This window comes from Streptococcus oralis, from assembly GCF_026782125.1.
In the GTDB taxonomy this organism is placed as follows: Bacteria; Bacillota; Bacilli; order Lactobacillales; family Streptococcaceae; genus Streptococcus; species Streptococcus oralis_CE.
The window spans coordinates 78,189-98,307 of sequence record NZ_JAKUVY010000007.1 but is presented as its reverse complement, the minus strand read 5'-3'; the positions used below and the strand labels follow the sequence as shown (position 1 = coordinate 98,307).

The following is a 20,119-nucleotide window of genomic DNA, read 5'->3' as shown; positions in this document are numbered from 1 at the left end:
TACTAACCTTGCTACTACTCTTTCTTAACGATTAAATAGACGTGAACGTCCTGAAGAACCACTTTGAGTGTTGTTGTTCGAATTTGCACCTGAGCTACTGCTTGAACTTGATCCACTGTTTGAGCTTGGAGGAGTCACTGCAGGAATGCTTCCTAGAATATTCTTCCACGCGTTCAGATAATCTGCATCGCTTCCTCCAATAGCAAAGCGATAGGTGGTCACTGGGGCACCTTCTTTAGTAGCCCAGTAGCTCGTTACTGTCGATCCAGAAACTTCTATTTCTTTCCCATTGATGGAAACCTTGCCTGGTTTTTGTCCTGTAGATCGGAGAACTTGTGACTTAGTCACACTTGAATCCAGATTAAAGCGCTCATTCCCCCATATTCCAGGTTCAGCTTGCTGGATAGCATTGACCAAGTGGGCCATATAGTTGGCATTGCGGTAGTGGCCTGCTCCTTTGGCTAGCGGTCGGTTGTCGTCGTGACCTAACCAGCCACCCAAAGTCAAGTGAGGTGTAGAAAGCATTAGCCACATATTTTCATCTTCATTGGTCGTACCAGTTTTTCCGATCCAGTCAGCACGAGCTAGGGATGGATTGATAGTCGTCAAATCCGTCTGGAAACTTGAGGTAATCCGAGACGAGATAACATCCCGAAGGAGACTTTGCATGATGGTTGCTGTCGCTTTTGAATAAACTTGGACAGGCTCGTCCTTGTGCTCGTATACCACTCGACCATCCGTTGACTCAATCTTCGCGATCATATGTTTCTTATGGTAAACTCCGTTGTTGGCTAGAGTCTGATACCCGTTGGTATGCTGGGCAACTGTAACGTCAATCCCCCCACCCATCGGTAAACTTTCAATCCCATATTCTGGGATTTCGTAACCCATTTTTTCCATATAGCCTTTGACATCAACCCCCTTCTCTCGAAGCGTACGATACGTCCAGTAGGCTGGGATATTCCATGAGTAGTTAAGGGCTTCTCCCAATGTCATCATGCCCGTACCAGGACTATTGACATACATGATGGGATTCCCGTTTGAGAAGTTGGTAGGATAGTTTGACAAGATACTTGCACTTCCCATCAAACCTTGGTCAATAGCGATACCATAGGCCAATATAGGTTTTGTGGTTGAAGCTGGAGAACGCTTGGTATCGATAGCGTGATTGTTCTGATTTTCTTGATAATTACGACCACCAACAAATCCAAGGATAGCTCCCGTTTGGTTGTCCATGAGGACATTCCCCACCTCAGGCTGGCCTGTCGAATCATCTAGCAAATAGCCGTAGGTCGCAACCGCATTTTGCATCGCAGCATGAACATTTTTATTGATAGTTGTCGTAATCTTATATCCACCATTTTCAATTTCCTTAGTGGCTAAATCGCGATAGGATTTCTGAATGGACTCATTCTTTAATTCTTGCGCAGAAACATTATCTCGTTGGATGAGGTAGTCGTACATGCGGTCAGTAGCTTCTGCCAAGGTTGCATAGTAGAGATAGTCACGCGAAGTCCCACTAACGCTACCAGATGGTAGGAAGTCTTTCTTGAAGTCATAATCTTTGTACTTATCGTAGTCTTCCTGACTTAGAGCCCCTGTTCGGTACATATTGTAGAGGACATCCTTGGCACGCTTAATTCCCAAAGCCATATCCTCATCGCTCTTCATACTGCCGTCAGATTCATAAGGAGAATAACTAATCGGACTCTGTGGCAATCCTGCGATAAAGGCTGCTTGAGGGACCGTTAAATCCGAAGCATTGACCCCAAAGATTCCTTCTGCAGCCTGCTGGGCACCTGCAATATTTTGACCTTTATGATTGCGACCAAAAGGAGCAATGTTAAGGTAGGTTGTCAAAATCTCATCCTTACCCATGGCCCGTTCTAAAGCTAGAGCATCAATAATCTCTTTAGCCTTACGAGCCAGAGTTGGAGCATCCCCCACCACTTGCTGCTTGATGACCTGCTGCGTCAAGGTCGAACCACCACTAGACGAGCCTAGACCGACAAAGGTTCCCAAGGTCGCACGAATAACGGCCTTAGGCACAACTCCCTTGTGCTCATTGAAATGCTCGTCCTCTGTCGCAACAATAGCTTTCTTAAGATTGTCTGAGATAGCATCTGAAGCGACTGAAGTGCGCAATAAATCGCCCTCGATCGAGGCAATGGTACTGCCGTCAGAATAAGTGATTTCTGAGATAGAGGCAATATCCTTCACTTGCTTGACCAACTCTTCTGCTTGAGGTACCTGGGCCTTGTCAAATAGAGCGACTCCATAACCCATAGCCACACCAGCGCCAAACAGTCCACCGATAAAACCTAAGATAAAGAGAGTGTTAAAAACTATTTTAAACCCACTCAAAACCTTAGCAAAAATAGACCCTGCCCTTCTAACTTTATCAGAAGAGGTTCCCTTTTTACTGGTTTTCTTATTAGCTAGTTTTTCTGCTAGTCTTTTCTTCCATTTTGCAATTCGTTGCATTAGCTGCTGGAAAAAATGCAGCATGTTTGTTTTTAATTCATTAATTCTTTCTTTCATGAATGTCCTCGCTTTCTCTATTATACCATAAAAGGGAAACTTTCAATAAAATAGCCACTTTCTTCCCTATTACACTAGGCTATTAATCAAGTTTGTGATACAATAGGTAGAAACAATATTTTATAAAGGAGAAAAGACACATGCACATTTTTGATGAGCTAAAAGAGCGTGGTTTGATTTTTCAAACGACTGATGAAGAAGCTTTGCGTAAAGCCCTAGAAGAAGGTCAAGTTTCTTATTATACTGGCTACGATCCAACTGCTGACAGCCTTCACCTAGGCCACCTTGTCGCAATCTTGACAAGTCGTCGCTTGCAGCTAGCAGGTCACAAACCTTATGCGCTCGTTGGCGGTGCTACAGGTCTCATCGGAGATCCGTCCTTCAAAGATGCTGAGCGTAGTCTCCAAACAAAAGACACAGTAAATGGCTGGGTCAAGTCTATCCAAGGACAACTTTCTCGTTTTCTTGACTTTGAAAATGGTGAAAACAAGGCTGTCATGGTCAACAACTACGACTGGTTTGGTAGCATCAGCTTCATTGACTTCCTCCGTGATATCGGAAAATACTTCACTGTCAACTACATGATGAGCAAGGAATCTGTGAAAAAACGGATCGAGACAGGGATTTCTTACACTGAGTTTGCTTACCAAATCATGCAAGGATATGACTTCTACGTCCTTAACCAAGAGCACAACGTCACACTACAAATCGGTGGTTCTGACCAGTGGGGAAATATGACAGCTGGTACCGAATTGCTTCGTCGTAAGGCTGACAAGACTGGTCACGTTATCACAGTGCCACTCATTACAGATGCAACTGGTAAGAAATTTGGTAAATCTGAAGGAAACGCAGTCTGGCTCAATCCTGAAAAGACTTCTCCATACGAAATGTACCAATTCTGGATGAATGTTATGGACGCTGACGCTGTTCGCTTCTTGAAAATCTTTACTTTCTTGTCACTGGACGAGATTGAAGACATCCGCAAACAATTTGAAGCGGCGCCACACGAACGCTTGGCTCAAAAAGTCTTGGCTCGTGAAGTCGTGACTCTTGTTCACGGAGAAGAGGCCTACAAAGAAGCCCTCAACATCACTGAGCAACTCTTTACTGGAAACATCAAAAACCTTTCTGTCAAAGAACTCAAACAAGGACTTCGTGGAGTGCCAAACTACCAAGTACAAGCAGACGAAAACCACAATATCGTGGAACTCCTTGTGTCATCTGGTGTCGTTAACTCAAAACGCCAAGCCCGTGAAGATGTCCAAAACGGAGCCATCTACGTCAATGGCGACCGCATCCAAGACCTTGACTATGTCTTGAGTGACGCAGATAAGTTAGAAAACGAACTGACTGTTATCCGCCGCGGGAAGAAGAAATACTTCGTCCTTACATATTAAAAAGCAGACTGGAGGCATTTGCCATCCAGTCCTTTTTTTGCTAGACTAAAACTATGAATACAAACCTCAAACCAAAACTCCAGCGCTTTGCTACCGCAACTGCATTTTCCTGCCCCATCTGCCAAGAAAATCTGACCTTGATCGAAACTAGTCTCAAGTGTAGCAATCGCCATTCTTTTGACTTGGCAAAATTTGGCTATGTCAATCTGGCTCCTCAAATCAAGCAATCTGCCAACTACGACAAGGAAAATTTCCAAAACCGCCAACAAATCCTAGAGGCTGGTTTTTATCAGGCTATCTTAGAAGGCATTTCTGACCTACTAGCGACTAAATCATCTGCAAAAACTGTCTTGGACATCGGTTGTGGCGAAGGATTCTACTCTCGTAAACTCCAAGAAACACACTCTGACAAAACCTTTTACGCCTTTGATATTTCCAAAGATTCCGTTCAAATTGCTGCCAAGAGTGAACCCAACTGGGCAGTCAACTGGTTTGTTGGTGACCTGGCTCGCCTTCCTATAAAAGACGCCAGCATGGATATCCTGCTTGATATCTTTTCGCCTGCCAACTATGGAGAATTTCGCCGCGTTTTATCCAAAAATGGCATCTTGATTAAGGTCATACCGACTGAAAATCACCTCAAAGAAATCCGTCAAATGGTGCAGGACCAGCTGACAAAGAAGGATTATTCCAACCAAGATATCAAAAATCATTTCCAGGAACATTTCAGCATCCAATCTAGCCAAATAGCTTCCCTAACGAAACCTATCACAGCGGAGCAACGCCAAGCCCTGCTTACCATGACACCCTTACTCTTTCACGTTGACCATACCATGATTGACTGGAATCAACTGACAGAGATTACCATCGAAGCAGAGATTTTGGTTGGGAAAATAGGGTGAAATATTTTAAAGATAAAAAAACGCATCTTTTTAGATGCGCTTTTTATAATCTGTTGCAAAAAATCTTAGTTCAAGTGCCAGATATCTTCATTATACTGAGCGATTGTACGGTCAGATGAGAAGAATCCTGCTTTGGCAATGTTGACGATAACTTTGTCTAACCATGCGTCACGGTTTTCGTAGTCAGCAAGCATTTGCTCTTTGACCTTGATGTAGTCTTCCAAGTCAAGGAGAGTCATGAACCAGTCTTTGTTGATCAATTCATTGTAAAGACGTTCCAAGCGTTCTTTCTTACCTACTGCAAGAACAGCGTCACTCACGATGAAGTCAACCAATGGTTTGATAGCTTCACGAGCATAGAATTCGCTTGATTTGTATGCTGCTTTTGCGTAAAGGTCGATAACAGTTTCTGAATCTTCACCAAAGATGTAGATGTTTTCGTCACCAACCAATTCAGCGATTTCCACGTTAGCTCCGTCCATAGTACCAAGAGTCAAAGCTCCGTTCAACATGAATTTCATGTTACCAGTACCTGAAGCTTCTTTAGAAGCAAGTGAGATTTGTTCTGAGATGTCACATGCTGGGATAAGGAAGCTTGCTGCAGTAACATTGTAGTTTTCAACCATTACGACTTGCAAGTGTGGAGCTACTGCTGGATCGTTAGCAATCACTTCTGACAAGCAAAGGATCAAGTGAATGATGTCTTGAGCGATTGTGTAGGCAGGAGCTGCTTTACCACCAAAGAAGACTGTAATTGGACGAGCTGGGATGTTACCAGCCTTGATATCAAGGTATTTGTGGATCACATACAAAGCGTTCATTTGTTGGCGTTTGTACTCGTGAAGACGTTTGATTTGGATATCAAAGATAGAGTTTGTATTGATTTCCACACCTTGGTGTTCTTTCAAGTGGCGAGCCAATTTACGTTTATTGTGAGCTTTGATGCTTTCCAATTTTTCTTTGACAGCAGCCTTGTCTTCGTATGACAAGAGTTTTTCAAGCTCATCTGCTTCATGATACCAACCTTCTCCAATAATCTCATCCAAGTAGTGAGACAGTCTTGGGTTGGCATGCATGAGCCAACGACGGAATGTGATACCGTTTGTTTTGTTGTTGAATTTTTCTGGGTAAAGGTCGTAGAAAGCTTTCAACTCTGAGTTCTTCAAGATTTCAGTGTGGAGAGCCGCAACCCCGTTTACGCTGTATCCATAGTGGATATCCATGTGAGCCATGTGAACACGTCCGCTCTCGTCGATGATTTGAACAGCTGGATCTTTGTATTCTGCCTTCACACGACGGTCCAATTCTTCGATGATTGGTACCAAGTGAGGAACCACTTCTTCCAAAAATTCAAGAGGCCATTTTTCAAGGGCTTCAGCAAGGATGGTGTGGTTCGTGTAGGCAGTCATGCTACGAACGATAGAGATTGCTTCATCAAGTTCGATACCACGTTCAGTCAAAAGACGGATCAATTCAGGGATCACCATTGATGGATGAGTATCGTTGATTTGTACAACTGCGTAGTCCGCAAGGTCATGCAAGTTGCTTCCTTTTTCGATTGCTTCATCGATGATCAATTGCGCACCGTTTGAAACCATGAAGTATTGTTGGAAGATACGGAGCAATTCACCTTGACGGTCACTATCATCTGGGTAAAGGAAAAGAGTCAAGTTGCGAGCGATGTCTGTCTTGTCAAAGCTGATACCATCTTCGATGATAGAAGAATCAACTGAATCCAAGTCAAACAAACGCAAGCGGTTTTTAGTAGCTGTCTTGTAACCAGGTACATCGATATCGTAAAGAGTAGATGTCAATGTGAAGTGTGCAAATGGCACTTGGTAGCTACGGCTTGAGCGTACCAACCAGTTTTGCTCAGTCAACCAAGCGTTAGGAATCGTTTCTTGTTGGTTGTTTTTAAGAACTTGTTGGAAAAGACCGAAGTGGTAGTTCAATCCAACACCGTCACCATTCAAACCAAGTGTAGCGATTGAGTCGATAAAGCAGGCTGCCAAACGTCCCAAACCACCGTTACCAAGTGATGGTTCCAATTCTACTTCTTCGATTTCGATCAACTCTTTACCTGCAGCTGCAAGTTCTTTTTTCACATCGTCGTAAAGACCAAGGTTAATCAAGTTGTTTGACAAGAGTTTACCGATCAAGAACTCAGCTGAGATGTAGTAAACTTTTTTCTTACCAGTGTTGACTGGTTTTTGGCTGCTAGCAAGCTTGCTGTAGTTAAGAAGAGCAAGGTAAAGTTCTTCATTGCTACATTCTGCAATGGTTTTATTGTAACGTTTTTGTACAAATTCGTTTAATGGTAACATGTTTATGTGTCTCCTGATATTGTCTTATTTCTTTAATTCTACCAAATTTTCATTAATTCGGCGATAAATTGTAGTCAAGTCAAGCAAAGTTTCTTCAACAGCTGGTGTCAATTGATCTGCTGTCATACGCCATGACCAGTTTCCACCAAGAGTAGATGGGAAGTTCATACGAGCTGACTCATCTAGTTCTAGCAAGTCTTGCATGGTTGCAATAGCCATGAAGCTAACGGATGAAAATACTGTACGAAGCATAGCGTGTGGCACTGTTTCGTATTCTTTACGGTTAGTGTAGCGAGCCATGTACTCACGTGTCGCATCATCGATCTCGTTACGGTACCAACCAAGAACCGTATTATTATCGTGTGTTCCTGTGTACATAACAGAGTTGGCAGGCGCCAAGTGTGGGCTATCGATACTTTCGTCTTCTGGGTTGAAGGCAAACTGAAGAATCTTCATTCCTGGGAAGCCAGTACGTTCGCGTAACTCAATCACTTCATCTGTCATGAAACCAAGGTCTTCTGCGATGATGTTTAGCTCACCAAGTTTTTTCTTAACGGCTGCAAAAAGTTTGTAGCCAGGACCTTTCACCCATTTACCAGGTGCTGCTGTATCGGAACCAGCAGGAATTTCCCAGTAAGATTCGAACCCGCGGAAGTGGTCGATACGAACGATATCGTAGATCTTGAAGCTTTCGCGCAAACGTTCAATCCACCATTTGTAACCGTCTTTGTCCATTGCTTTCCAGTCATAGATTGGGTTCCCCCAAAGCTGACCAGTGGCAGAAAACTCATCTGGTGGGCATCCTGCGATACAAGTTGCTTTACCATTGGCATCTGTCTTAAAGAGATGTGGATTTGCCCACATGTCGCTTGAATCTTCCGCTACGTAGATAGGCATGTCCCCAACAATTTCGATGTGGTTATCGTTAGCATAGGCTTTCAATTTCAACCATTGTTGGAAGAAGAAGTATTGAGTCACACGGTGGTAAACCAACTTGTCTGCCAATTTCTCACGGTAGCTTTCAAGTGCTGAAGCTTTACGAGCACGAGCATCTGCATCTGGCCATTCTGTCCAAGCAAGATTGTCAAAATGCTCTTTGATAGCCATATATTCTGCGAAGAGTTCGAGCCATGATTGGTTGTCTTTAGCGAACTTCTCAAAATCTTTGACATCTCCTACTTCCAAGAAGCGTTTAACTGCTTTTTCTAAAAGCGGACGACGTGCATAATAAATCTTCGCATAGTCAACTTCAGATGCATCGCTACCAAAGTCAACACCTTTAAGATCACTGGCTTCGAGCAAGCCTTGCTCTACCAAGATATCAAGGTCGATAAAATGCGTATTTCCAGCAAAGGCCGAGAATGATTGGTATGGAGAATCTCCATAGCTTGTTGTCCCAAGAGGGAGAATCTGCCAATAACGTTGCTTCGTACGAACCAAGAAATCGACGAAATCATAGGCAGTTTGGCCAAATGATCCAATCCCGTATGCTCCTGGCAGAGAAGAGATGTGCATCAACACACCACTTTGACGTTTTTTCATAATAGCACCTCATGTGTTTGTTATAAAACGTTGCGCAATCAAGGCGCAAACGTTTGCGTTAATTTAAGTATAACGCATTTCAAAAACAAATGCAAGCGTTTTTAAAAAATTTTTTTGAATTATTTTAATCAAACAAAACTTGTTGCCACTGATATTTTATGAAATAAGCGAAAAAATTTTATAGATTTTCTGATTTAAGATAATTCATTCCCAATATCTGCTCTATTTTCTGAAAAACCGAGCCGAATTTACGCAATCGTTTTCCTAATATATTTTCAATTCAAAAAAACAAACATTTTAAGTTCTTTCCTATATATAGGCTTTAATAAATGTTTGAAACCTTAAAATTTTTTTAAAATTTTTGCTAAAAAAACTTGCAACCGTTTTCTATTTGTGCTATACTAAGTTCGTAAAAGAAAACGTTTGCGTTTTCTCATTAAATTATTTTTGTTATTCTTTAGGAGGAATACACTATGTCATCTAAATTCATGAAGAGCGCTGCTGTGCTCGGAACTGCTACTCTTGCTAGCTTACTTTTGGTAGCTTGCGGAAGCAAAACTGCTGATAAAGCAGCTGATACTAGCTCATCTGAAGCAAAAGAAATCACTTTCTACGTTGAAGACCAATACAAAGCCTACGCTGAAAAAGTTGCTGCAGCTTATGAAAAAGAATCAGGTACAAAAGTTAACATCAAATCAGGTGACCAACTTGGTGGACTTGACAAACTTTCACTTGACAACCAATCAGGTCAAGCTGCTGACGTTATGATGGCTCCATACGACCGTGTAGGTAGCCTTGGTACTGACGGACAACTTTCAGAAGTTACTTTGAGCGACGGCGCTAAAACAGATGATAAAACTAAATCTCTTGTAACAGCTGCTGACGGTAAAGTTTACGGTGCTCCTGCCGTTATCGAGTCACTTGTTATGTACTACAACAAAGACTTGCTTAAAGAAGCTCCAAAAACTTTTGCTGAATTAGAAGAACTTGCTAAAGACAGCAAATACGCTTTCGCTGGTGAAGATGGCAAAACTACTGCATTCCTAGCTGACTGGACAAACTTCTACTACGCATACGGACTCCTTGCTGGTAACGGTGGTTACGTATTCGGACAAAACGGTAAAGACGCTAAAGACATCGGTCTTGCAAACGACGGTTCTATCACTGGTGTCAACTACGCTAAATCTTGGTATGAAAAATGGCCTAAAGGTATGCAAGATACTGAAGGTGCTGCAAACTTGATCCAAACTCAATTCCAAGAAGGTAAAACAGCTGCTATCATCGATGGACCTTGGAAAGCTCAAGCATTCAAAGATGCTAAAGTAAACTACGGTGTTGCTACTATTCCAACTCTTCCAAATGGTAAAGAATACACACCATTCGGTGGTGGTAAAGCTTGGATCATCCCATCAAGCACTAAGAACCTTGAAGCTGCACAAAAATTTGTAGACTTCCTTGTTTCAACTGAACAACAAAAAGCATTCTACGATGCAACTAACGAAATCCCAGCTAACACTGAAGCTCGTTCATACGCTGAAGGTAAAAACGATGAGTTGACAACAGCTGTTATCAAACAGTTCAAGAACGCTCAACCAATGCCAAACATTTCTCAAATGTCAGCAGTTTGGGATCCAGCTAAAACAATGCTCTTTGACGCTGTAAGTGGTAAAAAAGATGCTAAGACAGCTGCTAACGATGCTGTAACATTGATCAAAGAAACAATCAAACAAAAATTTGGTGAATAATTGAATTCGTTACAAGGGGGGAGAATACAGATCCCCCTTTGATTTTATAAATTTACGAATGATTGCAGTTGCCTATCTAGTAATTGGAGACAAACTTCAATCTCGTATCCTATGAAAGGAGTATTCATGGAAAACCAACAACCTAGCAAAGCAGCCTTGCTTTCAGTGATTCCTGGGTTAGGACAGATTTACAATAAACAAAAGGCCAAAGGTTTTATCTTCCTTGGTGTCACTATCGTATTTGTTCTTTATTTCCTAGCACTTGCAGCCCCTGAATTGCACAATTTGATCACTCTTGGTGACAAGCCAGGTCGTGATAATTCCCTCTTTATGTTGATTCGTGGTGCCTTCCATTTAATCTTTGTAGTCGTTTATGTGCTCTTTTATTTCTCAAATATTAAAGATGCACATACAATCGCAAAACGTATTAACAATGGAATTCCTGTCCCACGGACTTTTAAAGATATGATCAAAGGTATTTATGAGAATGGATTCCCATACCTTTTGATTATCCCATCGTATGTAGCAATGACATTTGCGATTATCTTCCCAGTTATCGTAACCTTGATGATTGCCTTTACCAACTATGACTTCCAACACTTGCCACCAAACAAATTGTTGGACTGGGTTGGCTTGACGAACTTTACAAACATCTGGAGCTTAAGTACCTTCCGTTCAGCCTTCGGTGCGGTTCTTTCTTGGACCATCATCTGGGCCTTGTCTGCTTCTACTTTGCAGATTGTGATTGGTATCTTCACAGCTATCATTGCTAACCAACCATTTATCAAAGGAAAACGTATCTTTGGTGTTATTTTCCTTCTTCCTTGGGCTGTTCCAGCCTTCATCACTATCTTGACATTCTCAAACATGTTTAACGATAGTGTCGGAGCGATCAACACTCAAGTATTGCCTATCTTGGCTAAGGTTCTTCCTTTCCTTGACGGTGCTCTTATCCCTTGGAAAACAGACCCAACTTGGACGAAGATTGCCTTGATTATGATGCAAGGTTGGCTAGGATTCCCATACATCTACGTTTTGACTTTGGGTATCTTGCAGTCAATTCCTAACGACCTCTACGAAGCGGCTTATATCGATGGTGCCAATGCTTGGCAAAAATTCCGCAACATCACTTTCCCTATGATTTTGGCTGTTGCAGCACCAACATTGATCAGCCAATACACCTTCAACTTTAACAACTTCTCTATCATGTACCTCTTCAACGGCGGAGGTCCTGGTAGCGTTGGTGGTGGAGCCGGTTCAACTGATATCTTGATCTCATGGATTTATCGCTTGACAACAGGTACATCTCCTCAATACTCTATGGCGGCAGCTGTTACCTTGATCATCTCTATCATTGTCATCTCTATCTCTATGATCGCATTCAAGAAACTACACGCATTTGATATGGAGGACGTCTAAGATGAATAACTCAATCAAACTCAAACGTAGACTGACTCAAACCCTCACTTACCTCTACTTGATTGGTCTTTCAATCGTGATTATCTATCCACTTTTGATTACTATTATGTCAGCCTTCAAGACTGGTAACGTCGTAGCTTTTAAACTAGATGCTAACGTCGACTTTAGCTTTGCCAACTTCCAAGGGCTCTTCACTGAAACCTTGTACGGCACTTGGTACCTCAACACTTTGATTATCGCCTTGATTACAATGGCTGTTCAAACAAGTATCATCGTACTTGCTGGTTATGCCTACAGCCGTTACAACTTCTTGGCTCGTAAACAAAGTTTGGTCTTCTTCTTGATTATCCAAATGGTGCCAACTATGGCCGCTTTGACAGCCTTCTTCGTTATGGCCCTTATGTTGAATGCCCTTAACCAAAGCTGGTTCCTCATCTTCCTATATGTCGGTGGTGGTATCCCGATGAATGCTTGGTTGATGAAAGGCTACTTCGACACAGTACCGATGTCTCTTGATGAATCAGCAAAACTAGATGGTGCAGGACACTTCCGTCGCTTCTGGCAAATTGTTCTCCCACTCGTTCGCCCAATGGTTGCAGTACAAGCGCTCTGGGCCTTCATGGGACCTTTCGGAGACTATATCCTCTCTAGTTTCTTGCTTCGTGAGAAAGAATACTTTACAGTTGCCGTTGGTCTACAGACCTTTGTCAGCAATGTGAAAAACTTGAAGATTGCCTACTTCTCAGCAGGTGCTATCCTCATCGCCCTTCCAATCTGTATTCTCTTCTTCTTCCTACAAAAGAACTTTGTTTCAGGACTTACAAGTGGTGGCGACAAGGGATAATTTATCCCCGCCACCCTTTTTCATTTTATACTCTTCGAAAATCAAATTCAAACCACGTCAGCTTCGCCTTGCCGTAGATATATGTAACTGACTTCGTCAGTCTTATCTACAACCTCAAAGCAGTGCTTTGAGCAACCTGCGGCTAGCTTCCTAGTTTGCTCTTTGATTTTCATTGAGTATTAGAGCTTGTGACTATAAAACTATTCTTGAAGCAAGCAATTTGTCTCCTAGACTTGAAATAAAGCACATTTCTCTATATAATAATACTCATATAGAAAACACTTTTAGAAAGATGCCTATGCTTCCATATCCATTTTCATATTTTTCAAGTATTTGGGGATTTCGTAAGCCCCTGTCAAAACGTTTTGGACTCAACTGGTTTCAACTCCTCTTTACTAGCATTTTCCTCATCAGCTTGTCTATGGTTCCAATTGCCATTCAAAACAGCTCACAGGAAACGTATCCACTGGATACGTTTATCGATAATGTCTACACACCCCTGACAGATGAAGCGATCATGGATTTGTCGGAGAATGCGCAGATAATAGATGGAAAACTGAGCTATGCTGGAACTAAAAATCAGCAGCCTTCTCTTTTAATTGGCCCAAGCCAAAACAAAGAATTGCCAAAGGACTTGCAACTTCATTTTGATACGGAAGAACTCGTCATCAGTAAGGAAAGTAAGGAACTAACTCGCATTCGCTACCACGCGATTCAAACGGAGAGTTTCCAGAGTAAGGAAGATCTAACCCAAGCCATTTCTAAAGATTGGTACCAACAAAATCGGGTCTATATCAGTCTCTTTCTCGTCCTTGGTGCTAGCTTCCTCTTTGGATTGAATTTCTTCATTGTCTCTCTTGGAGCTAGTCTCCTCCTTTATATCACCAAAAAATCACGCCTCTTTTCATTTAGGACCTTTAAAGAGTGCTACCATTTTATCTTGAACTGTTTAGGATTACCCACTCTGATTACGCTTATTTTGGGACTTTTTGGCCAAAATATGGCAACCCTTATCACTGTACAAAACATTCTTTTTGTTCTTTATCTGGTCACCATTTTTTACAAGACACACTTCCGTGATCCAGATTATCATAAATAGGAGATTTTTATGCCCGTTACGATTAAAGACGTGGCCAAGGCAGCAGGTGTCTCACCTTCAACTGTTACCCGCGTTATTCAAAACAAATCAACGATTAGTGATGAAACCAAAAAACGAGTTCGCAAGGCGATGAAGGAGCTCAACTACCATCCCAACCTCAATGCTCGTAGCTTGGTAAGTAGCTATACTCAGGTTATCGGCCTGGTGCTTCCTGATGACTCGGATGCCTTTTACCAAAATCCTTTCTTCCCATCTGTCCTTCGTGGTATCGCCCAAGTCGCGTCTGAAAACCACTATGCTATTCAGATTGCAACGGGGAAAGATGCAAAAGAGCGGCTCAAAGCTATTTCTCAGATGGTTTATGGCAAGCGTGTTGACGGTTTGATTTTCCTCTACGCTGAGGAAGAGGATCCTCTGGTCAAACTAGTAGCCGATGAGCAGTTCCCTTTCCTCATTCTCGGAAAATCTACTTCACCCTTTATCCCTCTTGTTGATAATGACAATGTCCAAGCGGGCTTTGATGCGACAGAGTATTTCATCAAAAAAGGATGCAAGCGAATTGCTTTTATCGGAGGAACCAAAAAACTTTTCGTAACACAAGATCGTCTAATGGGTTATGAGTTAGCTCTTAAACAATACCAACTTCCTATTGATCCAAATCTGACCTACTTTGCGACCGAATTTCTTGAAGATAATGGTTATCGCTTTAGTAAACTTCTCTTCGAACATGATCCAAATATTGATGCTATTATTACTATTGATAGCCTTCTTGCTGCAGGGGTCTGTGATTACATCGCAAAACACCAACTGGATGTCCCTGTCCTCAGCTTTGACTCGGTCAACCCTAAACTGAACTTGGCAGCCTATGTTGATATCAATAGCTTGGAACTTGGACGTGTTTCCTTTGAAACCATTCTCCAGATAATCAACGATGCCAAAAACAATAAACAAATTTGTTACCGCCAGTTGATTGGGCACAAAATTATTGAAAAATAAAGACCAGCTCCAAGGCTGGTCTTTTGAGTATTATTAATTGTCTGTTTCTACGAATCGTCCTAGGATGTGGACATTTTCGGATACAGAGACAAAGGCTGTCGGATCGACCTGTTTCATAATGTGTTTAAAATCATTAAACTCTGCTCGCGTGATAACAGTAATCAAAACTGCTTTTCTCTCATGATTATAGGTTCCTTCTGCATCGTGGATCATGGTAGCGCCTCGGTGCAATTTTTTATGGATTTTTTCGATTACCTTGTCAGGATTATTGGTCACAATCATGGCCTGCATGCGTTTCTGCTTTGTAAAGACCGCGTCCGTCACACGACTGGAGACAAAGATGGTAATCATGGAGTAGAGGGCATATTTCCAACCAAAGGTCAAACCTGCTATCAGCATGATGGTTCCATTTACCAGGAAAGAAATACTACCGACATTCTTACCCGTTTTCTTTCGAATGGTCAAACTGACGATATCTGTACCTCCGCTTGAAATATTGTTACGGAGCGCAAAACCAATCCCCAAGCCCATGACAACGCCCCCAAAAAGGGCATTGATGATGGGATCCTCTGTCAAGGTCACAACTGGCACAAGCTGGATAAAGAGGGAACTCATGGATACTGTGATAAAGGTAAAGATTGTAAACTTATGCCCAATCTGATACCAAGCCAAAATCATCAACGGAAAATTGATAGCATAAAAGGTTAGCGATATCGGAATGTAAAAACCAAACCAGTGATTACTCAAGGCAGAGATAATCTGTGCCAGACCCGTCGCGCCACTGGAGTAAACGTGCCCTGGTTGAAAAAAGAAATTGACTGCTACTGCTGACAAAAAGCCATAAACCAGAGAAGCCGATACTTTCTCATCATATTTTTCCCGAGAGATACTTTGTAAAACTCGTAAGATTTTTATCTGATAAGCAAAGCGGCGCAGATAATAGCGCCACCGCTTAATTCGTTTTGCTTGTTTCATCTTCTTCTACTTGTAAGCTGAGTTCCTCTAGTTGTTTGAGAGCGACTGTTGATGGAGCTTGTGTCATTGGATCGGTTGCCTTATTGTTCTTAGGAAAGGCAATGACTTCACGAATATTTTCTTCTCCTGCTAAGAGCATCACAAAACGGTCAAGACCGATAGCCAGACCACCGTGTGGTGGGAATCCATAGTCCATGGCTTCAAGAAGGAAACCAAACTGGTCATTTGCTTCCTCAGCTGAGAAACCAAGTGCTTTGAACATACGTTCTTGAAGGTCTTTTTGGTTGATACGAAGACTACCACCACCAAGCTCATAGCCGTTCAAAACGATATCGTAGGCAATGGCACGAACCTTAGCCAAATCACCTTCTAATTCGTGAGCTGTTTCTTCCTGTGGAAGGGTAAACGGATGGTGGGCGCTCATGTAGCGGTCTTCTTCTTCAGACCATTCAAACATTGGCCAATCAACCACCCAAAGGAAATTGAATTTATCGCTATCAATCAAGCCAAGCTCTTTAGCAATACGACCACGAAGGGCACCAAGGGTTGCATTCGCCACTTCAAGCGTATCCGCCACAAAGAGAACCAAATCCTTGTCTTCAAGACCAAGCGCTGCAGTCAAGTCTGCTTGGATCCCAGTCAAGAACTTGGCAACCGGTCCGTTTAATTCTCCATCAACTACCTTGACCCAAGCAAGACCTTTGGCACCGTACTGTTTGGCTACTTCGGTCATCTTGTCAATGTCTTTACGTGAATAGTTATCTGCTGCTCCTTTAACCACAATGGCTTTTACAGCAGGAGCTTCTGAAAAGACTTTGAAATCAACACCCTTGACAACTTCTGTCAAGTCCTGAAGCAACATGTCAAAACGTGTATCTGGCTTGTCAGAACCGTAAAGGGCCATAGCATCGTCATACTTCATACGAGGGAAGGGAAGGGTTACTTCAATTCCTTTTGTTTCCTTCATCACGCGCGCAATCAAGCCTTCTGTAATATCTTGGATTTCTTGCTCCGTAAGGAAAGACGTTTCTAAGTCGACCTGGGTGAACTCAGGCTGACGGTCACCACGCAAGTCCTCGTCACGGAAACATTTAACGATTTGGTAGTAACGGTCAAACCCAGCATTCATCAAGAGTTGCTTAGTGATTTGTGGACTTTGAGGAAGAGCGTAGAAATGCCCTTTATTGACACGAGATGGCACCAAATAGTCACGCGCCCCTTCTGGCGTTGATTTAGAAAGGAATGGCGTCTCCACATCGATAAACTCCAACTCATCCAAGTAATTACGGATAGAGTGAGTCACCTTAGCACGAAGCTTAAGGTTTTCTAGCATTTCTGGACGACGAAGGTCAAGGTAACGGTAACGCAAACGTGTATCGTCATTGGCCTCAATCCCATCTTTAATCTCAAAAGGTGTTGTTTTAGCTGTATTCAGCACTGCCAGAGCTGTCACGTTCAACTCAACTGCACCCGTTGGCAACTTATCATTGGCTTGCTCACGCGCAGCAACTTGTCCAGTCACCTCGATGACAAATTCGCTACGAAGGCTTTCAGCTGTTGCCATAACTTCTGCTGAAACTTTTTCAGGGTTGATAACCAACTGCATGATTCCTTCACGGTCACGAAGGTCGATAAAGATTAAACCACCCAAGTCACGACGACGGCCAACCCATCCTTTCAAAGTAATTTCTTGTCCGATGTGCTCCTCACGAACACGACCAGCATACATACTACGTTTCATATTTTCTCTCCTCTTTTATTCTGTTACTATTTTACCATAAAAGCGCAGGCTCTTCATGAAAATCAGCAGAAAAGTTTGATTGTCTTTAGAAATCAAAACGAACAGACAAAAAATCCGATGAAAACGTCATCGGATTCTCTGATTATGATTCTTAACCTTTTTTACGCTTTTCAGCAATCTCAGCTGCCTTTTTAGGTAGAACAATCTCCGTCGCATAAGCTGTCGCAAAACGCAAGACACCTGCAATAGGCGCAAAGACAACCGCTAGATAGTTGTAAAAGAAGTCGCCTTTAAAGGCATAGGCAAGTGCCCCGATGATAAAGAAGAGAACGACCGCCTGTATCACTGCTAATAAAATTACTCGTTTCATGTGACCTCCTGACTCTATTATAGCATGAGTATCATCAAAAAGCCGATTAAATTATTCAAAGCGTGGAGAGAAATGCTGTAAAGAAGACCTTTTCGACTCACATAAGCCAGACCCAAACTCAATCCCAGACTAGCATAAACTAAAAACTGTTGCAAAGTCCCTGGAAAATGAATCAAGGCAAAAAGCACACTCGATACGAGGAGAAACAGAGCTGTCTGTTTGCTGTTGTTCTGCTCAGGAAAGAGATAGCGCGCCAGCATCCCTCTAAAGATGAGTTCTTCCGTCAGAGGAGCAAAGACTACCACCATAAAGAAACCAAAGACAGGCTGAGCAACTGTCAATTGTGATACGATTTGTTGATTGACCGACGGATCTTCTGGCAAAAAGAACTGGGCTATAATCGCCACTAGCAAAACTAGGGTTGGCAACCAGATATAACGATTAAAAGCTGTTGTCTGGATGCTAACCTTTTCTGTCTGATACCATCTGTAAACTCCATAAACATAGGCCCCTGACAGGACGATATAGAGTGGCAAGACTCCAAAGATCGAAGCCCCTAGGTCAAGCGCTGATAAAGCCATACTCTGAATCAGACCATAGCCAAAGTAAAAGGATAGAATAGCTAGAAGAAACCAGCCAAGATTTTTAAGTAGTTTCATAAAAGACTCCTATTTGAAATGAAGACTTAGCATTGTTATTCACATCATTTTGATAAAAATGTGGAATACAGTCGCAACTAAAAGGGCTAATCAGTGAATTCCTCTTGCAAAAATAGAAACGGTAGTAATGGTTTTATAAAGATATTTTTGAGCAAGCAAGAGCAATGTTGATCCTAGGAAAAAGAGGGTCAGGAATAAGATCCCGACCAGTTTATCTGTCATTAAAATCCTAATTTTTCAAAGACTTGAGAGAAATTTTGGCTGATTGTATCGAGCGTAACTTCCACTTCTTCTCGAGTTTGGTTGTTCTTAACTGTCACTTGTCCGCTTTCGACTTCACTCTCGCCTAAAGTAATGAGAGTCTTAGCCGCAAAGACATCGGCTGACTTAAACTGAGCTTTGAGTTTACGGTTGAGATAGTCACGCTCTGCTTTGAATCCTTGTTGGCGAAGGGCTTGTACCAATCCCAAGGCCTTAACATTTGCGCCTTCTCCCAAGACTGCGATATAGACATCTAGGGCATTCTCGATAGGGAGGGCCACCCCTTGCTTTTCAAGGATGAGAAGTAGACGTTCTACACCAAGTCCAAAACCAAATCCAGCAGTTTCAGGGCCACCAAAGTAGGCAACCAAACCATCGTAGCGACCACCCGCACAGACGGTCAAGTCATTGCCCTCGATCTCAGTGATAAACTCGAAAATGGTGTGGTTGTAGTAGTCCAGACCACGCACCATATTGGTATCGATGATATAGTCTACACCCAGATTTTCCAACATCTGACGCACAGCATCAAAGTGAGCTTGGCTTTCTTCATCAAGGAAATCCAAGATAGACGGCGCATTCTCCACTGCCACCTTGTCTTCTTTCTCTTTAGAGTCCAAGACACGAAGAGGATTTTCCTCCAAACGACGTTGGCTATCCTTAGACAAGGTCTCCTTGAGCGGTGTCAAATAGTCAATCAAGGCTTGACGGTAAGCCGCACGGCTCTCAGGATTTCCCAGAGTGTTGAGATGCAATTTCACACCTTTAATGCCGATTTCTTTCAAGAAATGGGCTGCCATAGCGATGGTTTCCACATCGGTAGCTGGATTGCTAGAACCAAAGCACTCAACACCGATCTGGTGGAACTGACGCAAACGACCTGCCTGTGGACGCTCATAACGGAACATTGGGCCCATGTAATAGAACTTACTTGGCTTTTGCACCTCTGGGGCGAAGAGTTTATTTTCCACATAAGAACGGACAACGGGCGCAGTTCCTTCAGGACGAAGGGTAATATGGCGGTCTCCCTTGTCGTAAAAGTCGTACATTTCCTTGGTTACGATATCAGTTGTGTCCCCGACAGAACGGCTGATGACCTCGTAATGCTCAAAAATAGGCGTGCGCACTTCTGCATAGTTATAACGCTTGAAAATTTCACGGGCAAAGCCCTCAACGTACTGCCACTTAGCAGACTCAGCAGGTAAAATATCCTGCGTTCCTTTTGGTTTTTGTAATTTCATAGGGAATCCTCTTTAAACTTAATAGTCTTATTTTACCATAAATAAAGGGATTAAAACAGTGAG

The 20,119-nt window shown here is 42.5% G+C and carries 15 protein-coding genes; 7 read left to right on the top strand and 8 right to left on the bottom strand.

Annotation, left to right across the window (positions count from 1 at the left end):
• Positions 1 to 24: 24 nt before the first annotated feature.
• Positions 25 to 2,541 (bottom strand): penicillin-binding protein PBP1B, encoded by a 2,517-nt coding sequence (pbp1b, locus tag MK385_RS08355; protein WP_268725801.1) that lies wholly within the window; start codon positions 2,539 to 2,541, stop codon positions 25 to 27.
• Positions 2,542 to 2,681: 140 nt separating this feature from the next.
• On the opposite strand from pbp1b, the gene tyrS reads away from it, so the two are divergent.
• Together tyrS and MK385_RS08345 are read left to right on the top strand one after the other, a co-directional pair.
• Positions 2,682 to 3,938, top strand: coding sequence for a tyrosine--tRNA ligase (tyrS, locus tag MK385_RS08350; protein ID WP_042768228.1), 1,257 nt, complete (start codon positions 2,682 to 2,684; stop codon positions 3,936 to 3,938).
• A 53-nt stretch (positions 3,939 to 3,991) separates the two neighbouring features.
• Positions 3,992 to 4,840, top strand: a complete 849-nt coding sequence (locus MK385_RS08345; protein ID WP_268725800.1) for a putative RNA methyltransferase — start codon at positions 3,992 to 3,994, stop codon at positions 4,838 to 4,840.
• A 65-nt stretch (positions 4,841 to 4,905) separates the two neighbouring features.
• On the opposite strand, the gene glgP is transcribed toward MK385_RS08345, so the two are convergent.
• Complete coding sequence (gene glgP / locus MK385_RS08340; RefSeq protein WP_268725799.1) at positions 4,906 to 7,164, bottom strand: glycogen/starch/alpha-glucan family phosphorylase; 2,259 nt, start codon at positions 7,162 to 7,164, stop codon at positions 4,906 to 4,908.
• A 24-nt stretch (positions 7,165 to 7,188) separates the two neighbouring features.
• Complete coding sequence (gene malQ / locus MK385_RS08335; protein WP_268725798.1) at positions 7,189 to 8,706, bottom strand: 4-alpha-glucanotransferase; 1,518 nt, start codon at positions 8,704 to 8,706, stop codon at positions 7,189 to 7,191.
• 473 nt (positions 8,707 to 9,179) lie between these two features.
• Between malQ and MK385_RS08330 the strand changes: the two genes are divergently transcribed.
• From MK385_RS08330 to MK385_RS08310, 5 genes are all read left to right on the top strand, one after another.
• Complete coding sequence (locus MK385_RS08330; protein ID WP_000095461.1) at positions 9,180 to 10,451, top strand: extracellular solute-binding protein; 1,272 nt, start codon at positions 9,180 to 9,182, stop codon at positions 10,449 to 10,451.
• Positions 10,452 to 10,577: 126 nt separating this feature from the next.
• Positions 10,578 to 11,870, top strand: a complete 1,293-nt coding sequence (locus MK385_RS08325; protein ID WP_000431414.1) for a carbohydrate ABC transporter permease — start codon at positions 10,578 to 10,580, stop codon at positions 11,868 to 11,870.
• Position 11,871: 1 nt separating this feature from the next.
• Positions 11,872 to 12,714 carry a sugar ABC transporter permease gene (locus MK385_RS08320; RefSeq protein ID WP_001065656.1) on the top strand — a complete coding sequence of 281 codons (843 nt, stop codon included), beginning with the start codon at positions 11,872 to 11,874 and terminating at the stop codon, positions 12,712 to 12,714.
• 298 nt (positions 12,715 to 13,012) lie between these two features.
• Positions 13,013 to 13,813, top strand: coding sequence for a DUF1189 domain-containing protein (locus tag MK385_RS08315; RefSeq protein WP_268703424.1), 801 nt, complete (start codon positions 13,013 to 13,015; stop codon positions 13,811 to 13,813).
• Positions 13,814 to 13,822: 9 nt separating this feature from the next.
• Positions 13,823 to 14,809 (top strand): LacI family DNA-binding transcriptional regulator, encoded by a 987-nt coding sequence (locus tag MK385_RS08310; protein WP_268725797.1) that lies wholly within the window; start codon positions 13,823 to 13,825, stop codon positions 14,807 to 14,809.
• 33 nt (positions 14,810 to 14,842) lie between these two features.
• On the opposite strand, the gene MK385_RS08305 is transcribed toward MK385_RS08310, so the two are convergent.
• The 5 genes from MK385_RS08305 to hisS all read right to left on the bottom strand — a co-directional run bounded on the left by MK385_RS08305 (position 14,843) and on the right by hisS (position 20,056).
• On the bottom strand, positions 14,843 to 15,784 hold the full coding sequence (locus tag MK385_RS08305; protein WP_125391829.1) for a YitT family protein: 942 nt from the start codon (positions 15,782 to 15,784) through the stop codon (positions 14,843 to 14,845).
• Positions 15,762 to 17,525, bottom strand: coding sequence for an aspartate--tRNA ligase (gene aspS / locus MK385_RS08300; protein ID WP_125391830.1), 1,764 nt, complete (start codon positions 17,523 to 17,525; stop codon positions 15,762 to 15,764). Before aspS ends, MK385_RS08305 begins: the two co-directional genes overlap by 23 nt.
• Positions 17,526 to 17,676: 151 nt before the next feature.
• On the bottom strand, positions 17,677 to 17,895 hold the full coding sequence (locus tag MK385_RS08295) for a hypothetical protein (RefSeq protein WP_000832178.1): 219 nt from the start codon (positions 17,893 to 17,895) through the stop codon (positions 17,677 to 17,679).
• Between the two features lie 17 nt (positions 17,896 to 17,912).
• Positions 17,913 to 18,554 (bottom strand): CPBP family intramembrane glutamic endopeptidase, encoded by a 642-nt coding sequence (locus MK385_RS08290; RefSeq protein WP_125391831.1) that lies wholly within the window; start codon positions 18,552 to 18,554, stop codon positions 17,913 to 17,915.
• Positions 18,555 to 18,775: 221 nt separating this feature from the next.
• A complete protein-coding gene (hisS, locus tag MK385_RS08285) occupies positions 18,776 to 20,056 on the bottom strand; it encodes a histidine--tRNA ligase (RefSeq protein ID WP_268725796.1) in 1,281 nt (426 codons plus the stop codon).
• Positions 20,057 to 20,119 lie beyond the last annotated feature (63 nt).

Excerpts from the sequence above, each read along its gene's own strand:
- pbp1b (WP_268725801.1), bottom strand. The coding sequence starts at position 2,541 with ATGAAAGAAAGAATTAATGAATTAAAAACAAACATGCTGCATTTTTTC.
- tyrS (WP_042768228.1), top strand. The coding sequence starts at position 2,682 with ATGCACATTTTTGATGAGCTAAAAGAGCGTGGTTTGATTTTTCAAACG.
- MK385_RS08345 (WP_268725800.1), top strand. The coding sequence starts at position 3,992 with ATGAATACAAACCTCAAACCAAAACTCCAGCGCTTTGCTACCGCAACT.
- glgP (WP_268725799.1), bottom strand. The coding sequence starts at position 7,164 with ATGTTACCATTAAACGAATTTGTACAAAAACGTTACAATAAAACCATT.
- malQ (WP_268725798.1), bottom strand. The coding sequence starts at position 8,706 with ATGAAAAAACGTCAAAGTGGTGTGTTGATGCACATCTCTTCTCTGCCA.
- MK385_RS08330 (WP_000095461.1), top strand. The coding sequence starts at position 9,180 with ATGTCATCTAAATTCATGAAGAGCGCTGCTGTGCTCGGAACTGCTACT.
- MK385_RS08325 (WP_000431414.1), top strand. The coding sequence starts at position 10,578 with ATGGAAAACCAACAACCTAGCAAAGCAGCCTTGCTTTCAGTGATTCCT.
- MK385_RS08320 (WP_001065656.1), top strand. The coding sequence starts at position 11,872 with ATGAATAACTCAATCAAACTCAAACGTAGACTGACTCAAACCCTCACT.
- MK385_RS08315 (WP_268703424.1), top strand. The coding sequence starts at position 13,013 with ATGCTTCCATATCCATTTTCATATTTTTCAAGTATTTGGGGATTTCGT.
- MK385_RS08310 (WP_268725797.1), top strand. The coding sequence starts at position 13,823 with ATGCCCGTTACGATTAAAGACGTGGCCAAGGCAGCAGGTGTCTCACCT.
- MK385_RS08305 (WP_125391829.1), bottom strand. The coding sequence starts at position 15,784 with ATGAAACAAGCAAAACGAATTAAGCGGTGGCGCTATTATCTGCGCCGC.
- aspS (WP_125391830.1), bottom strand. The coding sequence starts at position 17,525 with ATGAAACGTAGTATGTATGCTGGTCGTGTTCGTGAGGAGCACATCGGA.
- MK385_RS08295 (WP_000832178.1), bottom strand. The coding sequence starts at position 17,895 with ATGAAACGAGTAATTTTATTAGCAGTGATACAGGCGGTCGTTCTCTTC.
- MK385_RS08290 (WP_125391831.1), bottom strand. The coding sequence starts at position 18,554 with ATGAAACTACTTAAAAATCTTGGCTGGTTTCTTCTAGCTATTCTATCC.
- hisS (WP_268725796.1), bottom strand. The coding sequence starts at position 20,056 with ATGAAATTACAAAAACCAAAAGGAACGCAGGATATTTTACCTGCTGAG.